At 62.8% G+C, this 17,316-nt stretch carries 21 protein-coding genes and 1 pseudogene; 13 read left to right on the forward strand and 9 right to left on the reverse strand.

Annotated elements, in window-relative coordinates; genetic code table 11:
* Positions 1 to 10: 10 nt before the first annotated feature.
* The 6 genes and pseudogenes from E5W70_RS08155 (at position 11) to E5W70_RS08180 (ending at position 3,431) form a co-directional block, all read left to right on the forward strand.
* Positions 11 to 898, forward strand: coding sequence for an MBL fold metallo-hydrolase (locus E5W70_RS08155; RefSeq protein ID WP_292656289.1), 888 nt, complete (start codon positions 11 to 13; stop codon positions 896 to 898).
* Between the two features lie 60 nt (positions 899 to 958).
* Positions 959 to 1,981 carry a fumarylacetoacetate hydrolase family protein gene (locus E5W70_RS08160; protein WP_292656292.1) on the forward strand — a complete coding sequence of 341 codons (1,023 nt, stop codon included), beginning with the start codon at positions 959 to 961 and terminating at the stop codon, positions 1,979 to 1,981.
* Positions 1,978 to 2,271 carry a hypothetical protein gene (locus tag E5W70_RS08165; RefSeq protein WP_292656295.1) on the forward strand — a complete coding sequence of 98 codons (294 nt, stop codon included), beginning with the start codon at positions 1,978 to 1,980 and terminating at the stop codon, positions 2,269 to 2,271. The genes E5W70_RS08160 and E5W70_RS08165 overlap by 4 nt, the downstream gene beginning before the upstream one ends.
* Positions 2,272 to 2,275: 4 nt before the next feature.
* Positions 2,276 to 2,824 carry a DinB family protein gene (locus tag E5W70_RS08170; RefSeq protein ID WP_292656298.1) on the forward strand — a complete coding sequence of 183 codons (549 nt, stop codon included), beginning with the start codon at positions 2,276 to 2,278 and terminating at the stop codon, positions 2,822 to 2,824.
* A 51-nt stretch (positions 2,825 to 2,875) separates the two neighbouring features.
* Positions 2,876 to 3,133 (forward strand): annotated as a pseudogene (locus E5W70_RS08175) (BrnT family toxin).
* The gene (locus E5W70_RS08180; protein WP_292656301.1) at positions 3,120 to 3,431 is read left to right on the forward strand and encodes a BrnA antitoxin family protein; all 312 of its coding nucleotides are present in this window, start codon (positions 3,120 to 3,122) and stop codon (positions 3,429 to 3,431) included. Before E5W70_RS08175 ends, E5W70_RS08180 begins: the two are co-directional and overlap by 14 nt.
* A gap of 19 nt (positions 3,432 to 3,450) precedes the next feature.
* Here the strand turns inward: E5W70_RS08180 and E5W70_RS08185 are convergent, their stop codons facing one another.
* Positions 3,451 to 3,675: a type II toxin-antitoxin system prevent-host-death family antitoxin gene (locus E5W70_RS08185; protein WP_292656303.1), complete on the reverse strand. Its 225-nt coding sequence runs from the start codon at positions 3,673 to 3,675 to the stop codon at positions 3,451 to 3,453.
* A gap of 51 nt (positions 3,676 to 3,726) precedes the next feature.
* Positions 3,727 to 4,839, reverse strand: coding sequence for a 4-hydroxyphenylpyruvate dioxygenase (gene hppD / locus E5W70_RS08190; RefSeq protein ID WP_292656305.1), 1,113 nt, complete (start codon positions 4,837 to 4,839; stop codon positions 3,727 to 3,729).
* A gap of 154 nt (positions 4,840 to 4,993) precedes the next feature.
* On the opposite strand from hppD, the gene E5W70_RS08195 reads away from it, so the two are divergent.
* The gene (locus E5W70_RS08195) at positions 4,994 to 5,461 is read left to right on the forward strand and encodes an Lrp/AsnC family transcriptional regulator (RefSeq protein ID WP_254817488.1); all 468 of its coding nucleotides are present in this window, start codon (positions 4,994 to 4,996) and stop codon (positions 5,459 to 5,461) included.
* 9 nt (positions 5,462 to 5,470) lie between these two features.
* A complete protein-coding gene (locus E5W70_RS08200) occupies positions 5,471 to 5,797 on the forward strand; it encodes a hypothetical protein (protein ID WP_292656310.1) in 327 nt (108 codons plus the stop codon).
* 15 nt (positions 5,798 to 5,812) lie between these two features.
* Here the strand turns inward: E5W70_RS08200 and E5W70_RS08205 are convergent, their stop codons facing one another.
* The 4 genes from E5W70_RS08205 to aztA all read right to left on the reverse strand — a co-directional run bounded on the left by E5W70_RS08205 (position 5,813) and on the right by aztA (position 9,001).
* Positions 5,813 to 6,151 carry a TIGR01244 family sulfur transferase gene (locus tag E5W70_RS08205; RefSeq protein WP_292656312.1) on the reverse strand — a complete coding sequence of 113 codons (339 nt, stop codon included), beginning with the start codon at positions 6,149 to 6,151 and terminating at the stop codon, positions 5,813 to 5,815.
* 186 nt (positions 6,152 to 6,337) lie between these two features.
* Complete coding sequence (gene aztC / locus E5W70_RS08210) at positions 6,338 to 7,279, reverse strand: zinc ABC transporter substrate-binding protein AztC (RefSeq protein ID WP_292656315.1); 942 nt, start codon at positions 7,277 to 7,279, stop codon at positions 6,338 to 6,340.
* Positions 7,280 to 7,313: 34 nt separating this feature from the next.
* Positions 7,314 to 8,189: a zinc ABC transporter permease AztB gene (aztB, locus tag E5W70_RS08215; RefSeq protein ID WP_292656399.1), complete on the reverse strand. Its 876-nt coding sequence runs from the start codon at positions 8,187 to 8,189 to the stop codon at positions 7,314 to 7,316.
* Positions 8,189 to 9,001, reverse strand: a complete 813-nt coding sequence (gene aztA / locus E5W70_RS08220) for a zinc ABC transporter ATP-binding protein AztA (RefSeq protein ID WP_292656318.1) — start codon at positions 8,999 to 9,001, stop codon at positions 8,189 to 8,191. Before aztA ends, aztB begins: the two co-directional genes overlap by 1 nt.
* Before the next feature lie 212 nt (positions 9,002 to 9,213).
* Here aztA and E5W70_RS08225 point away from each other — a divergent pair, with 212 nt between their 5' ends.
* A complete protein-coding gene (locus E5W70_RS08225; protein WP_292656320.1) occupies positions 9,214 to 9,558 on the forward strand; it encodes a RidA family protein in 345 nt (114 codons plus the stop codon).
* Positions 9,559 to 9,734: 176 nt separating this feature from the next.
* Here E5W70_RS08225 and hutC read toward each other — a convergent pair whose 3' ends face one another.
* The gene (gene hutC / locus E5W70_RS08230; RefSeq protein ID WP_292656324.1) at positions 9,735 to 10,496 is read right to left on the reverse strand and encodes a histidine utilization repressor; all 762 of its coding nucleotides are present in this window, start codon (positions 10,494 to 10,496) and stop codon (positions 9,735 to 9,737) included.
* Entirely contained in the window at positions 10,493 to 11,845 is a 1,353-nt protein-coding gene (locus tag E5W70_RS08235) for a formimidoylglutamate deiminase (protein ID WP_292656328.1), read from the reverse strand. Before E5W70_RS08235 ends, hutC begins: the two co-directional genes overlap by 4 nt.
* 98 nt (positions 11,846 to 11,943) lie before the next feature.
* Between E5W70_RS08235 and hutI the strand changes: the two genes are divergently transcribed.
* From hutI to E5W70_RS08255, 4 genes are all read left to right on the forward strand, one after another.
* Positions 11,944 to 13,179: an imidazolonepropionase gene (gene hutI, locus E5W70_RS08240; protein WP_292656330.1), complete on the forward strand. Its 1,236-nt coding sequence runs from the start codon at positions 11,944 to 11,946 to the stop codon at positions 13,177 to 13,179.
* Positions 13,176 to 14,711, forward strand: coding sequence for a histidine ammonia-lyase (gene hutH / locus E5W70_RS08245; RefSeq protein ID WP_292656333.1), 1,536 nt, complete (start codon positions 13,176 to 13,178; stop codon positions 14,709 to 14,711). The genes hutI and hutH overlap by 4 nt, the downstream gene beginning before the upstream one ends.
* 495 nt (positions 14,712 to 15,206) lie before the next feature.
* The gene (locus E5W70_RS08250; protein ID WP_292656336.1) at positions 15,207 to 16,025 is read left to right on the forward strand and encodes a methyltransferase domain-containing protein; all 819 of its coding nucleotides are present in this window, start codon (positions 15,207 to 15,209) and stop codon (positions 16,023 to 16,025) included.
* A 353-nt stretch (positions 16,026 to 16,378) separates the two neighbouring features.
* Entirely contained in the window at positions 16,379 to 16,684 is a 306-nt protein-coding gene (locus E5W70_RS08255) for a hypothetical protein (protein WP_023675713.1), read from the forward strand.
* Between the two features lie 39 nt (positions 16,685 to 16,723).
* On the opposite strand, the gene E5W70_RS08260 is transcribed toward E5W70_RS08255, so the two are convergent.
* On the reverse strand, positions 16,724 to 17,155 hold the full coding sequence (locus E5W70_RS08260; protein WP_292656341.1) for a DoxX family protein: 432 nt from the start codon (positions 17,153 to 17,155) through the stop codon (positions 16,724 to 16,726).
* Between the last annotated feature and the right edge of the window lie 161 nt (positions 17,156 to 17,316).

Here is a 17,316-nt window from a genome sequence, read left to right on the forward strand (position 1 = left end):
GCGCCGTCGCATGACGGATCGTCTGGTGCTTCTAGGCTCGAAGGGTGGTCCGGCGCTCCGGCCGGGCGGACCGTGGCCGAGTTCGTCGCTGCTGGAGATTGGCGGTCGCACCATCGTCGTCGATTGCGGGCTGGGCGTAACGCGTGGGTTGACCGATGCCGGCATCAGCCTGAAGGCGCTCGACCTGATCTTCATCACGCATTTGCACTCCGACCATGTGCTGGAACTCGGACCTCTCATCCACACCGCCTGGACGGCCGGCCTGGCTGCGCCCGTCACTTTGTTCGGCCCGCCCGGCATCGGCTACTATTGGCAGCGCTTCTGCCAGGCGATGGAGTTCGACATCGAGATCCGCATCGCCGATGAAGGCCGGCCCGATATCCGCGACCTGGTGTCGATCGTCGAATTTGGTGAGGGCCAGGTGGCCGAAGAGCGCGGTCTCAAAATATCGGCCTTGCGCGTCGACCACCCGCCGGTGACGGACTGCTTTGCGCTGCGCTTCGATCTAGCCCGGCAAAGCATCGTCTTCTCGTCCGATACGGCGTTCTTTTCGCCATTGTCGGATTTCGCCGAGGGCGCCGACATACTGGTCCACGAGGCCATGCTGGAAGAGGGTATCGAGCGGCTGGTTGCGAAGACCGGCAACGGTGCAAGACTGAGAGAACACCTGCTTGCCAGCCATAGTTTTGCCGAAGAGGCGGGCCGCATCGCCAGTGATGCAGGCGTCAAAAGACTGGTCCTCAACCACCTCATTCCCGCCGACGATCCGGAAATTGGCGAGGCCGACTGGATTGCCGCCGTCAGGAAAACATGGGCCGGCGACTTGACGATCGCCCGCGACGGCCTTGTTGTGGGGCTGGAGCATGATCCCGAAAAGTGGAAACCGGTTTTCGGATGAGGTCAGGCGTAGAACAAAAAATCAAAGCAGCACCAAAGCTGCGCCAGGAGAGGAAACCGCATGAAGCTTGCCACATTGAAGGACGGGACGCGCGACGGAAAGCTCGTCGTCGTGTCGCGCGACCTGACGCGATTTACCGATGCGTCGTTCCTGGTGCCGACGCTTCAGGCGGCGCTCGATGACTGGCGTCGCATCGCGCCGCATCTCGCTGCCATGGCCGAATCGCTGGAGAACAACGCGGTGCCATCGGCCCGCTTTCACGAGCACGACGCCCATTCGCCGCTGCCGCGTGCCTACCAATGGGCCGACGGCTCGGCCTATGTGAACCATGTCGAGCTGGTTCGAAAGGCGCGCGGCGCCGAGATGCCGGCAAGCTTCTGGAGCGATCCGCTGATCTACCAGGGCGGCTCGGACGCTTTCCTCGCACCGCGCGATCCGATCCGCATGGTCGACGAGACACTTGGCATCGACATGGAGGGTGAGGTCGCCGTCATCGTCGACGACGTGCCGATGGGCGCAAGCCTCGAAGAGGCGCGGGCATCGATCCGGCTGGTCATGCTGGTCAACGACGTGACGCTGCGCAGCCTGACCGGACCCGAACTCGCCAAGGGGTTCGGCTTCTACCAGTCAAAACCATCATCGGCCTTTTCGCCGGTTGCGGTGACGCCGGACGAACTGGGCGATAACTGGGACGGTGGCAAGGTCAGCCTGCCGCTGCTGGTCGATCTCAACGGCAAACCGTTCGGCCGGGCGAACGCCGGCATCGACATGACCTTCGACTTTCCGGCGTTGATTGTTCATGCCGCCAGGACGCGGCCACTGGCTGCCGGCACCATCGTCGGTTCGGGCACCGTCTCCAACAAGCTCGACGGCGGACCGGGCAAGCCTGTCTCGGCGGGCGGCGCCGGCTATTCCTGCATCGCCGAGTTGCGTATGATCGAGACCATCGAAGCCGGCGAACCGAAAACGCCGTTCCTGCGCTTCGGCGACATGGTACGCATCGAGATGAAGGACAGGGGCGGGCATTCGATCTTCGGCGCCATCGAGCAGAAGGTCGAGAAATACGAGGCGGCAAGAGAATGACGGGCGAGACATTCTATTTGCTGTGCGGTGTCTGGACCCTTGTCATGCTGGCGATCTTCATCCAGGCGATCCGGCTGAGCTATCGCATCGAGGCGCGCTCGCCCGGCCTGACCAACCGCAGCGGCTTTCCGCGCAAGGCGATGATGTTTCACACCGTCACCAACACGAACGTCGCGCGTGACCAGGAAACGCAAGGCATGCGGCGGCGCATGATCGGGCTGCTGCTGATTGTTTTGGCTGGGTTTGCGCTTCTATGGGCGGGTGTGTCGCTATTCCGGGTCGCGCCGTGAAGTCATGGACCTGCTGAACCATTTCCGCCGCATGGCGCGCAACAATCTCTGGTCGAACGACCGGCTTTATGGCGCCGTACTGCAGCTTAAGCCTGGTGAATTCGAAGCCGAGCGAACCAGCTTCTTCCCGTCGATCAAGGCAACGTTGAACCACATTCTGGCGGTCGATCACCTCTATCTCGACTTTCTCGAAGAGAGCGGCCTCGGCGCCGCCGCTTACGATGAGTTCTTGCTCTTCGACGAAGCGGACGCGCTCTTTGGCGCGCGGACGGAGGCCGACCGGCGGCTGATCGCTTTTTGCGACCGCCTGTCGCCGGACGATATCGAGCGCCGCGTCCTCACCGACCGGCGCGAGGACGGCATGATACCGGAACGGATCGGCGATTTGCTCGCCCATCTCTTCATCCACGACATCCATCATCGCGGCCAGGTGCACGCGATGCTGTCCGGCACCTCGGTGAAACCGCCGCAACTCGACGAGTTCTTCCTCGATTACGATTTGAAGTTGAGGAAAGCCGAAGTCGAGCGGCTGGCGATCGAAGGCGACAATTAATTGTAGTTACGAAAATTCTTGACTTAATTATTGTAGGTACATAAATTCTCGATGAAGATCGTTTAGGACGAACCAAAACGGTTGGCCAACATTGACAAGCACGGCTTGGATTTTGCCGCGCTTGATGACGAGTTTTTTCTTGCGTCGACAATCCGCACAGCCAAAGCCGGTCGTCTCATGGCAATTGGCCGGATCGTCGATGGCATCGTTGTCGTGGTGTTTGCCACACTCGGTTCCGAGGGCATCTCGATAATTTCGATGCGCCCGGCAAGTCCCGCGGAAAGGAGATTGTTCAATGGCAAAGCGTAAGGTGCGCACCGAATTCGAAGCTGGTCGCGGCTACAGCAAAGAAGACTGGGAAGCCGTTTCGGAGAATCCGGAATGGACAGAGGAGGATTTTCGAACCGCTCACCCTTTCGCCGAAGCGTTCCCTGAGCTTGCCGAAAGCATTCGCCGTTCGCGCGGTCGGCCGGCACTCGACAATCCGAAGAAGCAGGTAACGCTCCGGCTCGACAGTGACGTGGTCGCCCGCTTTCGTGCCGGCGGCCCCGGCTGGCAGAGCCGGATCAACGAGATTCTGCGCAAAGCCGCCGGCCTCGCCAAATAGACGTTTGCCTGTGACGGCGTCATTTGGCGTACTCGTCCCATTCGGGACCGAGTTTGTCAAAATCGTCTGCAATCCTGATTTTGCCTTTCATTGCGCCGATACGAGGGAGGGACTCGGGCATGGCGGGTGGCACGAGGCGCACCGCGACCTTGCCGCGACGGGTAATCACAATCTCTTCGCCAGCTTCCGCGCGGCTGACGAGTTCCGACAGTATTGCCTTCACCTCTGCGATTGCAATGTTCATGGCCAAAGTCTGAGCTACTACTGACCGAATCGCAAGAAGTCCGGTGCAGCCTTACTCCGCCGCCTGCACCTTCAGCACACCGCGCTTGATCTGGTCCTGCTCGATCGACTCGAACAAGGCGCGGAAATTGCCCTCGCCAAAACCTTCGTCGCCCTTCCTCTGGATGAACTCGAAGAAGATCGGCCCGATCACGGTCTTTGAAAAAATCTGCAGCAGGATCTTGGTCGTGCCGCCGTCGACGACGCCTTCGCCGTCGATCAGGATACCGTGCTTCTTCATGCGCTCGATCGGCTCTTCATGACCGTTCACGCGGGCATAAGACATGTCGTAATAGGTCTCCGGCGGACCCGGCATGAACTTCAGGCCGTTGGCGGCCAGCCTGTCGGTGGCGCCGTAAATATCGCCGGTGCCGACGGCGATGTGCTGGATGCCCTCGCCATTGTACTTCTTCAGATATTCGGCGATCTGGCTGGTCTCGTCCTTGGACTCGTTCAGCGGGATGCGGATCTTGCCGCAGGGCGAGGTGATGGCGCGGCTGACCAGGCCGGTGATCTTGCCGTCTATGTCGAAGAAATGGATCTGCTTGAAGCCGAACAGGTCGCGGTAGAAATCCCACCATTTGTCCATCTGGCCGCGATAGACATTGTGGGTCAGGTGGTCGAGATAATAGAAGCCGACGCCTTCCGGCCTGGGATCGCGCTCGCTGAGCCAGTCGAACTCGGCGTCATAGGCCGAGCCCTTCTCGCCGTACGTTTCGATGAAATAGAGCAGCGAGCCACCGATGCCGACGATCGCCGGCACGTCGAGCGTCTTGTCGTTGCCTTTATAGGGCGTCGCGCCCTTGGCCATAGCGTGATCGAAGGCGTGCCTGGCATCGACCACCCGCCATGCCATCGAGGCCGCGCAAGGCCCGTGCTTGTCGACGAATTTCATCGCATGCGAGCCGGGTTCGGCATTGACGACATAGTTGATGTCGCCCTGCCGCCAGACAGTGATGTCCTTGCTGCGGTGCTTGGCCACCGGCACGTAGCCCATGCGGGTGAAAAGCTCGGCGAGCTTTTCCGGCTCGGCATGCGCGAATTCGACGAATTCGAAGCCGTCGGTGCCGGCGGGATTGGTTTTGCTGATCTTGGCGGGCGGTGCGTCGTGCGGGAAGGGACCCATGGCATTGCTCCGAAATCTGGCCCGAAAATCTGGCATTGGCCGCGTCGGCCGTATCTGAGCGCAATCATAGCGCGGAGCGGGTGCAAATTGCTTGCATTCAAACGCTTGAAATGGTCTGGTCATGCGCGAGTTGTGCAGTGCGGAGCCGAAATCCATGGATGAAGCGCGCATCGACCAGTTTGACCGCAAGATAATGGCTCTGCTGCAGGGTGATGCACGGCTGACCAACAACGATTTGTCGGAACGGGTGAACCTGTCAGCGTCGCAATGCTCGCGCCGTCGCCAGCGGCTGGAGGAGGACGGTTATATCAAGGGCTACCGGGCGGTGCTCGACCGCGACAAGCTCGGCTTTTCCCTGGTCAACGTCATTTCGGTGACGCTCGCCACCCACAACCGCGACAATGCGCGGCGTTTCGGCGAACTAGTGGCGCGGCTGCCGCAGGTGCAGGAAGCGCACGCGCTGACCGGCGAGATGGATTATATATTGAAAGTCGTGACGCCCGACCTGAAGTCTCTGTCGGAATTCGTCAATAGCGTGCTTCTGCCGCATGAATCGGTGCAGCATGTGAAGACGGCGATCGTGCTGGAAACGCTAAAGGAAACCGGCGCGCTGCCGATTTGAGTGTGAACCATGTCGAACTTTCAGCTCGCCGGCATCGTCTTGTTTTTAGTGGGGTTTGTGCCGTTCACGATTTGCAGTCTGATCCACGCCGCCTATGAACCGAAGGCTTGGGACTTGCGCATTATTAATCCCTGGCCTTCGTGGCCCTATGGCTGGGTCGAACTCACTCATCCGAAGGCGCGCTGGTGGTGCGGTGTCGGCTTTCCGACTTGTCTTGCGGGCTTCATCGTACTTTTGATCGCTACGATTCCGCTCGTCGATCTTGCGCTATATGTCGCTTTGTTTGTCGCTTTCTTCTGGCTGCGGCGGGTCATAGCCAGACGGCGGCGTCACTAATCACCGGAACGCCTCTCAGCCCTTTTGCTGCTGGATCAACCCATAGAGGTTCGTGCAGCGGGCGCCGGATCGGCAATAGGCGAAGACCGGGCCTTCGAGTTCGTCGAGTGCCTCGGCCTGGTCATCGACATTCTCGGCCGTGATCTGGCCGCTGATGACCGGGATGTAGCGGAAGGCGAGCCCGGCGCCCTCGACCGCCGCCTTGACGGTGTCGGCCGATGGCTGTCCCGGCTGCTCGTCGTCCGGCCGGTTGCAGATCACGCTCTTGAAGCCGGCGGCCTTGATGGTCGCGACATCCTCGGGCTGGATCTGACCCGAAACCGAATAGTCCTCGCTGATCTGACGGTATTCCATGGCTGGGGTCCTCGCAATCTGGTTAGCGGTAGTCTTGCCACTCCCTGACCCGGTCGGCAATCCGCGCGAAAAGAAATCCATCCGCGCAGATAGAGATTTCGACGCCAGAAATCCAGCCGGGCTAACGCCGCACGTCGCCAGGACGCATCATGCGCCAGCCCGGCTGGATGAACCGGATCGGTCGGCTCAGCTGCCGAGGATCGCGCCTTTGATCTGCGCGATGTTGTTGTGCATCAGGTCGATATAGGTCGCGGCCGGGCCGTCGGGCTGCGACAGCGCATCGGAATAGAGCGTGCCGCCCACCTTGATGCCGGTCTCGCTGGCGATCTGCTCGATCAGCCGCGGGTTGGTGATGTTCTCGACGAAGATCGCCGCCGCCTTGTCCTGTTTCACCTGGCTGACCAGCTTGGCGACGTCGGCGGCGGAAGGCTCCGACTCGGTCGACACGCCTTCCGGGGCCAGGAACGTCAAGCCGTAGGCCTTCTCGAAATAGCCGAAGGCGTCGTGTGAGGTAATGACGACGCGCTTGTCTTGCGGGATCGACTGGATCGCCGCCTGCACTTCGCCCTCGAGTGCATCGAGCTTTTGCGTATAGGCGGCTGCATTGGCCTTGTAGCTGTCGCAACCCGCAGCGTCGGCCGTGCAGAACGCGTCGGCGATGTTCTTCACATAGATCCTGGCATTGGCGATCGACTGAAAGGCATGCGGATCGGTGACCGTCTTGCCGCCATCGGTTTCCGCGCCTTCGGCGGCATCGGCCTCGGCGAATTCAGGTTTGAAATTGATCGGCGTGACCCCCTTGGTCAGCACGGCAATCGAAGCCTTGGTGGCGCTGGCGTCGACCAGGCGCTGCAGAAAACCTTCGAAATGCAGGCCGTTGACCAGCACGATGTCGGCCTTGGCCATCGCCACCGCATCGGCGGGGCTCGGCTCGTAGACGTGGGCGTCGCCGTCCGGCCCGACGATGGTGGTCAGATCGATGCGGTCGCCGCCGATATTTTTGGCGAAATCGGCGATGATCGTGAAGCTGGCGACCACTTTCAACGGCTCAGCAAAGGCCGACGACGCGCCAAGGGCCGTTAATGTTATAACGCTCACTGCCAAAGCGGCGCGGATCGATTTCAGCATGGACAGGTCTCCTAGTTGGGGATCGGGGTAGGGATCAGGCAGTTCTGTGGCGGTGATGGACGATGCGGGCTCGCAGGATGCCGCGCGTGCCGAACAGGATCGAAGCGAAATAGACGACGCCGGCGGACAGGATGATGGCCGGGCCGGAGGGCAATGACGCATGGTAGGACAACAGCAGCCCGGCAATGCAGGAGGCAAAGCCGATCACTGTGGCCAGCACGCACATCGGCTCGACGCGCGAGGTCCAGAAACGGGCGGCGGCCGCCGGCAGCATCATCAGCCCGACCGACAGCAAGGTGCCGAGCGCCTGGAAACCACCGACGAGATTGAGCACGACAAGGCCGAGAAAGATGAAATGCACCGGGCTGCCCATCCGGCTGACCGAGCGCAGGAACAAGGGGTCGAGGCATTCGGCGACCAGCGCCCGCCAGAAGATGGCGAGGCTGACCAGCGTCACCACGACGATGCCGCCGATCAGCGTCAGCGCCTCGTTGTTGAGCGCCAGTACGGTACCGAACAGCACATGCATGAGATCGACGCTGGAGCCGCGGATCGACACCATAAGCACGCCGATCGCCAGCGAAATCAGATAGAAGGCCGCCATCGAGGCGTCCTCGCGCTGGATGGTGAAGCGCGAGACGGCGCCGGCGCCGAGCGCCACGATGATGCCGGCGATCAGCCCGCCGACGGTCATCGGCAGGATCTCTAGGCCATAGAACAGGAAGCCGGCGGCAGCACCCGGCAGGATGGCATGGGCCATCGCGTCGCCGGACAGGCTCATGCGCCGCAGCATCAGGAACACGCCGACCGGGCAGGCGCCGAGCGACAGCATCATCGAACCGGCGAGCGCCCGCTGCATGAAGGCGTAGTCGGCGAAAGGAGCGACGAAAAGACCGTAAAGCACGTCCATCATGCCGCCCTCGGCCCGGAGCCGTGATGATGGTCGTGGTCGTGCAAGTGCTCGTGGCCACTGTGCTCGTGATCATGCTCGCCGGGCTCACACCACGGCGCGTTGTCCTCCCAGGCTTCGTGGAAGCGGCGCGCACGCAACAGATTCTCCGGCCGCAGCGTCTCCCTGGTCTCGCCCCAGGCGACCGGCTGGCGCGCCAGCAGCAGTGTTTCGGGGAAATTCTGCCGCACCAGATCGAGATCATGGACGACCACCATGATGGTGCGCTCCTCGCCATGCCAGCGTTTGATCAGCGCGATCAGGTCGCCGACGGTCTTCGTGTCGACCGCGTTGAACGGCTCGTCGAGCAGGATGAGCTCGGCATCCTGCAACAGCACGCGGGCAAACAGGGTGCGCTGCAGCTGGCCGCCCGACAACGTGTCGATCGGCCGCTTCTCGAAACCGCCGAGGCCGACGGCCATCAGCGCCTTGCTGACCGAGTCGCGATCTTCCCTTGTATAGCGGCCGAGCATGCCGCGCCGCGGCCATAAGCCAAGCGAAACTAGGTCGACGACCCGGGCCGGAAAGGAGCGGTCCAGTTCCGATTGCTGCGGCAGGTAGGCGGCGCGCACGCCCGGCGCCCGGATCACCGCGCCGGCCATCGGCTTCAGGACGCCGACAATGCCCTTCATCAGCGTCGACTTGCCGGAGCCGTTGGCGCCGACGACCGCCGTCAACGATCCCTTGCGGATCGTACCGTCGAGGTGGTGGACCGCCGGGTGGCTGTTGTAGCCCAGCGTCAGGTCGCGGAAGGTCAGGCAGGTTTGGCTCATGTGACGATCCATGGGGCGACGATCGGTGCTGCAGGGGCGGATTCGATATGTGATGTTATTACATTAGTCAACAAGCCAATCGGGCGGAATTGCGGCCGGGCCGTCATGTTGTGTGCTTTGGCTTGGCTCAAGAAGTTCCGCTCGAGCGACCTTGCTCCCGGCGAACCCCGCCCCTAAACAGGCGCAGCTGACAAGAGGAGAAGGAATATCCAATGAGCATTCGTCGCATCGATGTGGGCCCGCGCATGAGCCAGATCGTCATCCACGGCAACACCGTCTATCTGGCCGGTCAGGTCGGCAAGCCGGGCGGAAACGTCGGCGCCCAGACAAGGGACATTCTGGCGGCGATCGACGAATTACTGGCCAAGGCCGGCACCGACAAGAGCACGATTCTGCAGGCGATCATCTGGCTGGCCGACATGAGCACCTTCGCCGAGATGAACGCGGAGTGGGACAAGTGGATACCGCAAGGCCACACGCCGGCCCGCGCCACCGGCGAAGCGAAACTTGCCGGACCGGAATATCTGGTCGAGATTATTGTTACAGCGGCGATTTGAGAATGCGGCTCTAACCCTCCCCCTCGAGGGGAGGGTCGGCGAGTAGTCGAAGCGAAGCGGAGACTGCGAGACGGGGTGGGGTCGGCGAGGTTGCTCTGACCCCACCCCGCGTCACAAAATGCCGCCATGCGGCAATTTGCTCCGCGACCCTCCCCTCAATGGGGAGGGTCAGGAGCTTACCCCTGCGACGGCGTGAACCGCGCCACCAGCGTGTGGTTCTCTGACGCATAGGTGAACCGGACATGGGTGACGGGGTGCTCCGCGCTCCATGTCCGCCGCTCGATCACCAGGCACGGCGCGCCCGTCCCGATGTCGAGCGCCGCCGCGATATGCCTTTCGGCGGCAACCGCACGGATGCGATGCTCGGCCGCACTCCATGGCACACGGCCGATCAGCCACGGACCGGGCGCCGTGTCGAAAAACGCCTCTTCGGCGGCCTCCGGCACGGCAGCCAGGTTGATCAGCCGCTGCTCGTGGGCGAATGGCCGCTTGCCGGCGAAATGCCGGCATTCCAGCACCAGCACCGGCCCAGCGACGTCGAGTTCCAGCAGGGTGCGGTCGTCGGCGCTGCTGCGTCTTCTGTTTCGCGCCACGCGCTCATAGCGGTAAGGCAGGCCAAGCGCCTCGACCTCGATCCGGATGTCGTGGATTTCGAGAACGGCCGCCTGCGATTGCGGCCGGCGGACAAAGCTGCCCGAACGACGCCGGCGCTCGATTAGCCCGGCCTTGGCTAGCTGCGACAGCGCCTTGTTCACCGTCATGCGCGAACAATTGTATTCGGCCGTCAGTTCATGCTCGAACGGAATGCGGTGGCCGGGCGCCCAGGCGCCGGACAGGATCCGTTCGCTGATGTCCGACAGGATGCGCTGGTGCAGCGAAAGCGCCTCGCCGCCGTCCGCGCTTCCAGGATCCGCGCTTATTGTCTCGATCGTGCTCATGCCGAAAGCACCGTCATCACCTTGCGGAACCGCTCGGCAATAGCATCGCGCCTGGCATGCTGGCCGTCGCTGACCAGTTTCCTGCCATGCACCCAGACGCAATCGACCTTGGTGCCGTTGGCAAAAATCCAGGCGTCAAGGATTGCATCGCCCGTCTTGCCGGCCAGCGATGGATGCCTGCCGTCGAGCGAGACGAAATCGGCCGAGGCACCCGCGGCGATCCGCGAGGGGCCGGCGCCCAGCGCGGCACTGCCACCATCGAGCGCTGCATCGAACAAAGCACGGCCGGTCGAGCCGCCGGCCACCGCCAACACGTTGCGGGCGCGGTGAGCGAGGCGCTGTGAATATTCGAGTTGCCGCAACTCGTCCGGCAGGCCGATCAGTACGTTTGAATCCGAGCCGATGCCGAAGCAGCCGCCATGCCGCATGAACAGGGGCGCGGCAAAGGTGCCGTCGCCGAGATTGGCCTCAGTGATCGGGCAGAGGCCGGCAACGGCGCCGCTTTTCGCCATTTGCACCGTCTCGGTGTCGGTCATGTGGGTGGCGTGGATCAGGCACCAGCGCCGGTCGAACTTGGCATTGGCAAGCAGCCATTCGACCGGCCGCGCGCCGGACCAGGCAAGGCAGTCCTCGACTTCCTTCATCTGCTCGGCGATATGGATGTGGATCGGCCCCTCCGGCGCCATGACCGTGATGTTTTCCAGTTCCTCGGGTGTCACGGCACGCAGGCTGTGCGGGGCAATGCCAAGGACGCCTTGATTCAAGGTGCGAAGGGATTCGCGGCTTTTCTCAACAAGCCGCGAGAACTGGTTCACATCGTTGATGAACCGGCGCTGGCCTTCATTTGGCGCAGCGCCGCCGAAAGAGGAATGCGCGTAGAACACCGGCAGCAAAGTCAGCCCGATGCCTGTCTCGGACGCTGCACCAACGATGCGCTCCGCCATCTCGGCGATATTGGCATAGGGCCGGCCGTCGCGGTCGTGGTGTAAATAATGAAACTCGCCGACGCGCGAGAACCCGGCCTCCAGCATCTCGACATAGAGCTGGGCCGCGACCGCCTCGACCTGGTCCGGCGTCATCGCTAGCGCGACGCGGTACATCACCTCGCGCCAGCTCCAGAAACTGTCGGCGGAAGGCCCGCGCAATTCGGCAAGGCCGGCCATGCCGCGCTGGAAGGCGTGGCTGTGCAGGTTCGGCATGGCGGGCAAGAGGATGGCATGGCGCTCGTCGCCAGGCAGAGGCGAGGTATTCGCCTCGACCGTGGCGATCCTGCCGTCGGAGATAACGATCCGCACATTGCTGTGCCAGCCGTCGGGCAGAAGCGCCTGTTCCGCAAAGATTGCCGTCACGTTTTTCTCCAAATCCCGGCCTGCCATGCGATGATAGCGCTTGCAGTGCCTTTTGATATGTATATACATAATCGCCACCGATTGAAACGGAAAAGATCATGGCTGCACAGAGCAAAAGCCGGGCAGGGGAGCTTCGCCTCTGGCGCAATGCGCGGCTCGCGACCATGGCCGAAAGCAGCGCCGGGTCAGGCGTCGTCGAGCACGGTGCAATCGCCGTGCGCAATGGCCGGATCATCTATGCCGGGCCGGAAGCCGACATGCCGGCAGCACTTAGCAAAGGCGCCGAGGCGACCGACTGCGAAGGCCGCTGGATCACGCCTGGCCTTATCGACTGCCACACCCATCTGGTCCATGCCGGCAACCGTGCCAATGAATTCGAGATGCGGCTGGCCGGCGCCACCTATGAGGAGGTTGCCAAGGCCGGCGGCGGCATCGTTTCCTCGGTCACGGCATTGCGCGCCGCGAGCGAGGACGAACTGGTCGCCCAGTCGCTGCCGCGCCTCGACGCGCTGATCGCCGAAGGCGTCACCACCGTCGAGATCAAATCCGGCTACGGCCTCGACCTCGAAAACGAGAAGAAGTCGCTGCGCGCCTCGCGACGGCTGGGCGGCGAGCGGCCGGTGACGGTCAGAACCACTTTCCTCGGCGCTCATGCGCTGCCTCCAGAAGCAAAAGGTGACAAGGACGCCTTTATCGATCTTGTCGCCAACGAGATTTTGCCGGCCGTCGCTGCCGATGGCCTGGCCGATGCCGTCGACGGTTTTTGCGAAGGCATTGCCTTTTGGCCCGAGCAGATTGCCCGCGTGTTCGATGCCGCGAAGGCGGCGGGGCTGCCGGTCAAGCTCCATGCGGACCAGCTGTCCAATCTGCACGGCGCCGAACTTGCGGCGCGCTATGGTGCGCTATCAGCCGACCACCTCGAATATACCGACGAGGCGGGTGCGGCGGCGATGGCGAAGGCCGGAACCATGGCGACCATCTTGCCCGGCGCCTACTACTTCATCCGCGAGACCAAGAAGCCGCCGATCACCCTGTTTCGCCAGCATGGCGTCAGGATGGCCGTTGCTACCGACAACAATCCCGGCACGTCGCCGCTGACCTCGCTGCTGCTGACCATGAACATGGCCGCGACGTTGTTCGGCCTGACCGTCGATGAATGCCTTGCCGGCGTTACGCGCGAAGCCGCCCGCGCGCTCGGGCTGCTTGGACAGACCGGTACGCTGGAGGCCGGAAAATCCGCCGATCTGGCGATCTGGAACGTCGAGCGCCCGGCCGAGCTCGTCTACCGCATGGGCTTCAATCCGCTGCATGCCCGCATCTGGAGGGGACAATGACTGAACTCAAGCTAAGGCCAGGCAATGCGGCGCTGGCCGATTGGCGCGCTATCTATCGCGGCGCCGCACTGAGGCTCGACGATGCCTGCCGCCCGAAGATCAAGGCCAGCGCCGAGGCCGTCGCCAGGATCGTTGCCAAGGGCGAGCCGGTCTATGGCATCAACACCGGCTTCGGCAAGCTGGCCAGCGTTCGCATCCCCGCCGCCGACCTCGAGACGCTGCAGCGAAACATCGTGCTGTCGCATGCCGCGGGCGTCGGCGAGCCGATGCCGCTGGCAATTTGCCGGCTGATGATGGCGCTGAAGCTGGCCAGCCTGGCCCAGGGCGCCTCCGGCGTGCGGCCGCGGACGATCGAACTGTTGGAAGCGATGCTGGCCAACAACGTCATTCCCGTGGTGCCGGCGCAGGGCTCGGTTGGAGCTTCCGGCGACCTCGCGCCGCTGTCGCACATGACCGCGGTGATGATCGGCGTCGGCGAATGTTTCACCCCACATGGCCGCTTTCCCGCCAAGGTCGCCTTTGTTTCGCACGGCCTGGAGCCGGTGACATTGGGCGCCAAGGAAGGCCTGGCGCTGCTCAACGGCACCCAGTTTTCGACCGCCTATGCGCTTGCCGCTTTGTTCGAGGCGGAAGTGCTCTACCAGTCGGCACTGGTCGCCGGCGCGCTGTCGACCGATGCCGCCAAGGGCTCCGACGCGCCGTTCGATCCACGCATCCATCTGCTCCGGAAGCATCGCGGCCAGATCGAGACGGCCGAGGCGTTGCGCAATTTGATGGCCGGCAGCGCCATCCGTGAATCGCACCGCGTCGGCGATGAGCGCGTGCAGGATCCGTATTGCTTGCGCTGCCAGCCGCAGGTAATGGGCGCCGCACTCGACGTGCTTCGCAAGGCCGCCGACATGCTCGCCACCGAGGCCAACGGCGTCACCGATAATCCGCTGATCTTTGCCGAGGATGACTCAGCACTTTCGGGCGGCAATTTCCACGCCGAGCCGGTGGCGTTCGCCGCCGACATGATCGCGCTCGCCGTCTGCGAGATCGGCTCGCTGTCGGAACGGCGCATCGCCATGCTGGTCGATCCGGCGCTGTCGGGCATGCCGGCCTTTCTCACGCCCAAGCCGGGTTTGAATTCCGGTTTCATGATCCCTCAGGTCACGGCGGCAGCACTGGTTTCTGAAAACAAGCAAAAAGCCTATCCGGCCAGCGTCGATTCGATCCCGACCTCGGCCAACCAGGAAGACCACGTCTCGATGGCGGCGCATGGGGCGCGCCGGCTGATCGGCATGGTCGAGAATGCGACGGCCGTCATCGGCATCGAATTGCTGGCCGCCACACAAGGTTGCGATTTCCATGCACCGCTGGCCTCGAGCGCGGCACTGGAGGCGGTGCGCCGGCTGGTCAGGACAGAGGTGCCGCATCTCGACAACGACCGGCACTTCCACCCCGACATGGAGAAGGCGATCGCCATGGTACGCAGCGGCGCGGCGGTGGAAGCGGCAAACGCGGTAAAGCTGCCGGGAGTGACGTCGTGAGGCCGTCGTCGCTGCATTACGCCGGCATGGGTCGTGTTCCGTCGCGCCCCCCTCTGTCCTGCCGGACATCTCCCCCTCCAGGGAGGAGATTGGCAGCTTCGGCCCTGCGTTCATTTCTGCAACGTTGGAGATTGGCGAAAGCAGTCGTGACCGCCAATCTCCCCACTAGAGGGGGAGATGTCCGGCAGGACAGAGGGGGGCGCTGTCCCGCTGACTTCACAGAAGGCAGCTCACGTAGCGTTTGGGTCGAAAAGGGAGCCTGAAACAAAAAACCCGCCTCGGCGGGCGGGTCGTTGGAGCCAATTAGCACCATACCCAAATTAGTAGCATAGCTGCCGGCACAAAGCAAGAACAAAATGTGGCGCTGTGGAAGAAAATGCACTGACGACCTCGCACCCTTCGTCGGTGAACGGCTGGAAGGAGGGGCGAAAAAGGCGGGGCATTGCGTGTGACTTGCGTTGATGGGATTGTGGTTGCGCTTGAGGGGAACGCGTCATGGGCAATGTCACCAGTCACTACGGCAGCGACGGCATCGTCGATCGCATATTGGCCGCGATCCCGGACGCCGACCCGGCCGGCAAACTCGCGGCCGCGCAACTCTATCCGTTCGATCAGCTCCATGGCCGCGAACTGATCGCCACGCGGGAGCATGCGGCCCGTCTTGCTCCTTCGCCGACAGATCGGATCCTGGATATCGGCAGCGGCATTGGCGGACCGGCAAGGTTTCTGGCCTCGACCTATGGCTGCCAGGTCGACGGCATCGACCTGACACCAGCCTTTGTCGCCGCGTCGAGCCGACTGACCGCACTCAGCGGACTGGCTGACAAGGTTCGCTTCCATCAGGCCGACGCGACGAAATTGCCTTTTGGCGACAGCACCTTCGATGCGGCGATCTGCTTCTATGTCGGCATGAACATCGAGAATAAGGCCGCGGTCATCGACGAGGCCTGGCGCGTGCTGAAACCGCGAGGCAGGCTGATCTGGACCGAGGCCGTGCTCACCGGGGGCGAGCCATACTATCCGATGCCCTGGGCGGTTTCTGCGGCGACCAGTCACCTCGCCGATCGGGAAACCTTGAAAACCCTGTTTGCCGATGCCGGATTTCGCATCGACGAAATCGTCGACGAAACCGGCGAACATGTTGAGCTGGCGCTGAAGAGAGCCAATTCCGGCATCGTGCCCTCGCCGGCGCAGCAGCAGGCGAATGAGGTCGTCATGGGCGCGGAATTCCTGCAGCGCCGCCGCAACTACATCCGGAGCCTGAGTGACGGAAAGCTCGCCTCGCTCGCCGTGATCGTCTCCAAACCGGCCTGAAACAAAAAACCCGCCTCGGCGGGCGGGTCGTTAGAGCCAATTAGCACCATACCCAAATTAGTAGCATAGCTGCCGGCACAAAGCAAGAACAAAATTCACCTGAGACGCGAAAAAATGTGAGAATACCCCTCGCCTGCTCGCTTTGGTGGCGCCGCGCGGACTGGTGCGCGTTCAGCGCGGTTCAGTGGCGGCTCTCCAGGCTATTGCGCAGAAGCTGAGCGACATCGACGCTCGCCTGGCCAACAACTCTGCCCAGCCACCGCCGCCCGACCGGTCCTAGACCTGCCTGCCGTCCCACACTGGATCGCAACGCGCGCTGGCGCGTTTGAACCCTAGCCAATGGGAGCAAAGCCATGAACGTCGCCAATCTGCAACTTGAAGGCCTGCTGATGGCCATCGCATCGATCAATCAGGTCCTGGTCCGCAAGGGCGTGCTCTCCGTCGAGGAGATAGACATCGCATTGCGCAAGGCCGAAGCCAGCGAGACCAACGAGGAAAGGTCCGAAGGCATGTCGGCGTCGAGCCGCGATGCCGTCAACTTCCCGATCCGACTGCTGGAGTTGGCCAATCAATGTCAGCCGGAGACGGACATGCCGTCCTTCTCGAAACTGGCCCGCATGGTCGGCCAGATCAAGGAACCTTACAACGACCAGATGTGACGCAGCGATCGAGGATGACCGCCGCAGCAAGCTTTGGCATCACCTCCTGCCAAGCTTCAGCGCCAGGACGCGGCCCGGCCCATGCACGGCGGCAAACAGCAGCCCGGCCAGGAAGGTGAAGTGATCGACGAAGAAGCCGAACTCCGCCTGGTTGCCGGCCCAGTGCGACGGCCCGTGGAAGGCGAAGCCGAGGAACAGCACATAGGCGCCGGCGACGAGTGCTGCCCATGAGAAGAAGGCGCCGGTCAGGAAGCATAGAACGAGGACGACCTCGAGCAGGGCTGCGCACCAGGCCAGGAACAGCGGGAATGGAAACCCGGCCGCCGCGATATAGCCGGCGGTGGCGCCGATATCGACGAATTTGAAGATCACGGCCATCAGGAAGACGGCGGCGAAGATCAGGCGGGCGATAAGGATTGCCGCGGTCTGCCACGGCGACTGAACGGTTGATTGAGCGGTTTCCAAGGTCATGATGTCCTCCCAAGAGTTGCGATGGTTGTGCCCCAAGGACGCACCACCAGCCGCAAGCCCGACATCAACCCCCGAAAAACCTGAGAGATACAAGCGCGGGGCGGGAAGGCATTACGGGACCAGGGTTCCTCGCCCTCACGAAGTGGGGGAGAGGTGGCGCG

Origin of the sequence: Mesorhizobium sp. (assembly GCF_005063415.1) — a bacterium.
Lineage (GTDB): Bacteria > Pseudomonadota > Alphaproteobacteria > Rhizobiales > Rhizobiaceae > Mesorhizobium.

Coding starts and splice junctions, on each gene's coding strand:
- E5W70_RS08260 (WP_292656341.1), bottom strand. CDS start 17,155: ATGACCTTGGAAACCGCTCAATCAACCGTTCAGTCGCCGTGGCAGACC.
- hppD (WP_292656305.1), bottom strand. CDS start 4,839: ATGGGTCCCTTCCCGCACGACGCACCGCCCGCCAAGATCAGCAAAACC.
- E5W70_RS08200 (WP_292656310.1), top strand. CDS start 5,471: ATGTCGAACTTTCAGCTCGCCGGCATCGTCTTGTTTTTAGTGGGGTTT.
- aztC (WP_292656315.1), bottom strand. CDS start 7,279: ATGCTGAAATCGATCCGCGCCGCTTTGGCAGTGAGCGTTATAACATTA.
- E5W70_RS08160 (WP_292656292.1), top strand. CDS start 959: ATGAAGCTTGCCACATTGAAGGACGGGACGCGCGACGGAAAGCTCGTC.
- E5W70_RS08195 (WP_254817488.1), top strand. CDS start 4,994: ATGGATGAAGCGCGCATCGACCAGTTTGACCGCAAGATAATGGCTCTG.
- E5W70_RS08180 (WP_292656301.1), top strand. CDS start 3,120: ATGGCAAAGCGTAAGGTGCGCACCGAATTCGAAGCTGGTCGCGGCTAC.
- E5W70_RS08185 (WP_292656303.1), bottom strand. CDS start 3,675: ATGAACATTGCAATCGCAGAGGTGAAGGCAATACTGTCGGAACTCGTC.
- E5W70_RS08225 (WP_292656320.1), top strand. CDS start 9,214: ATGAGCATTCGTCGCATCGATGTGGGCCCGCGCATGAGCCAGATCGTC.
- E5W70_RS08155 (WP_292656289.1), top strand. CDS start 11: ATGACGGATCGTCTGGTGCTTCTAGGCTCGAAGGGTGGTCCGGCGCTC.
- E5W70_RS08205 (WP_292656312.1), bottom strand. CDS start 6,151: ATGGAATACCGTCAGATCAGCGAGGACTATTCGGTTTCGGGTCAGATC.
- E5W70_RS08170 (WP_292656298.1), top strand. CDS start 2,276: ATGGACCTGCTGAACCATTTCCGCCGCATGGCGCGCAACAATCTCTGG.
- E5W70_RS08165 (WP_292656295.1), top strand. CDS start 1,978: ATGACGGGCGAGACATTCTATTTGCTGTGCGGTGTCTGGACCCTTGTC.
- E5W70_RS08250 (WP_292656336.1), top strand. CDS start 15,207: ATGGGCAATGTCACCAGTCACTACGGCAGCGACGGCATCGTCGATCGC.
- hutI (WP_292656330.1), top strand. CDS start 11,944: ATGGCTGCACAGAGCAAAAGCCGGGCAGGGGAGCTTCGCCTCTGGCGC.
- aztB (WP_292656399.1), bottom strand. CDS start 8,189: ATGGACGTGCTTTACGGTCTTTTCGTCGCTCCTTTCGCCGACTACGCC.
- hutH (WP_292656333.1), top strand. CDS start 13,176: ATGACTGAACTCAAGCTAAGGCCAGGCAATGCGGCGCTGGCCGATTGG.
- aztA (WP_292656318.1), bottom strand. CDS start 9,001: ATGAGCCAAACCTGCCTGACCTTCCGCGACCTGACGCTGGGCTACAAC.
- E5W70_RS08255 (WP_023675713.1), top strand. CDS start 16,379: ATGAACGTCGCCAATCTGCAACTTGAAGGCCTGCTGATGGCCATCGCA.
- hutC (WP_292656324.1), bottom strand. CDS start 10,496: ATGAGCACGATCGAGACAATAAGCGCGGATCCTGGAAGCGCGGACGGC.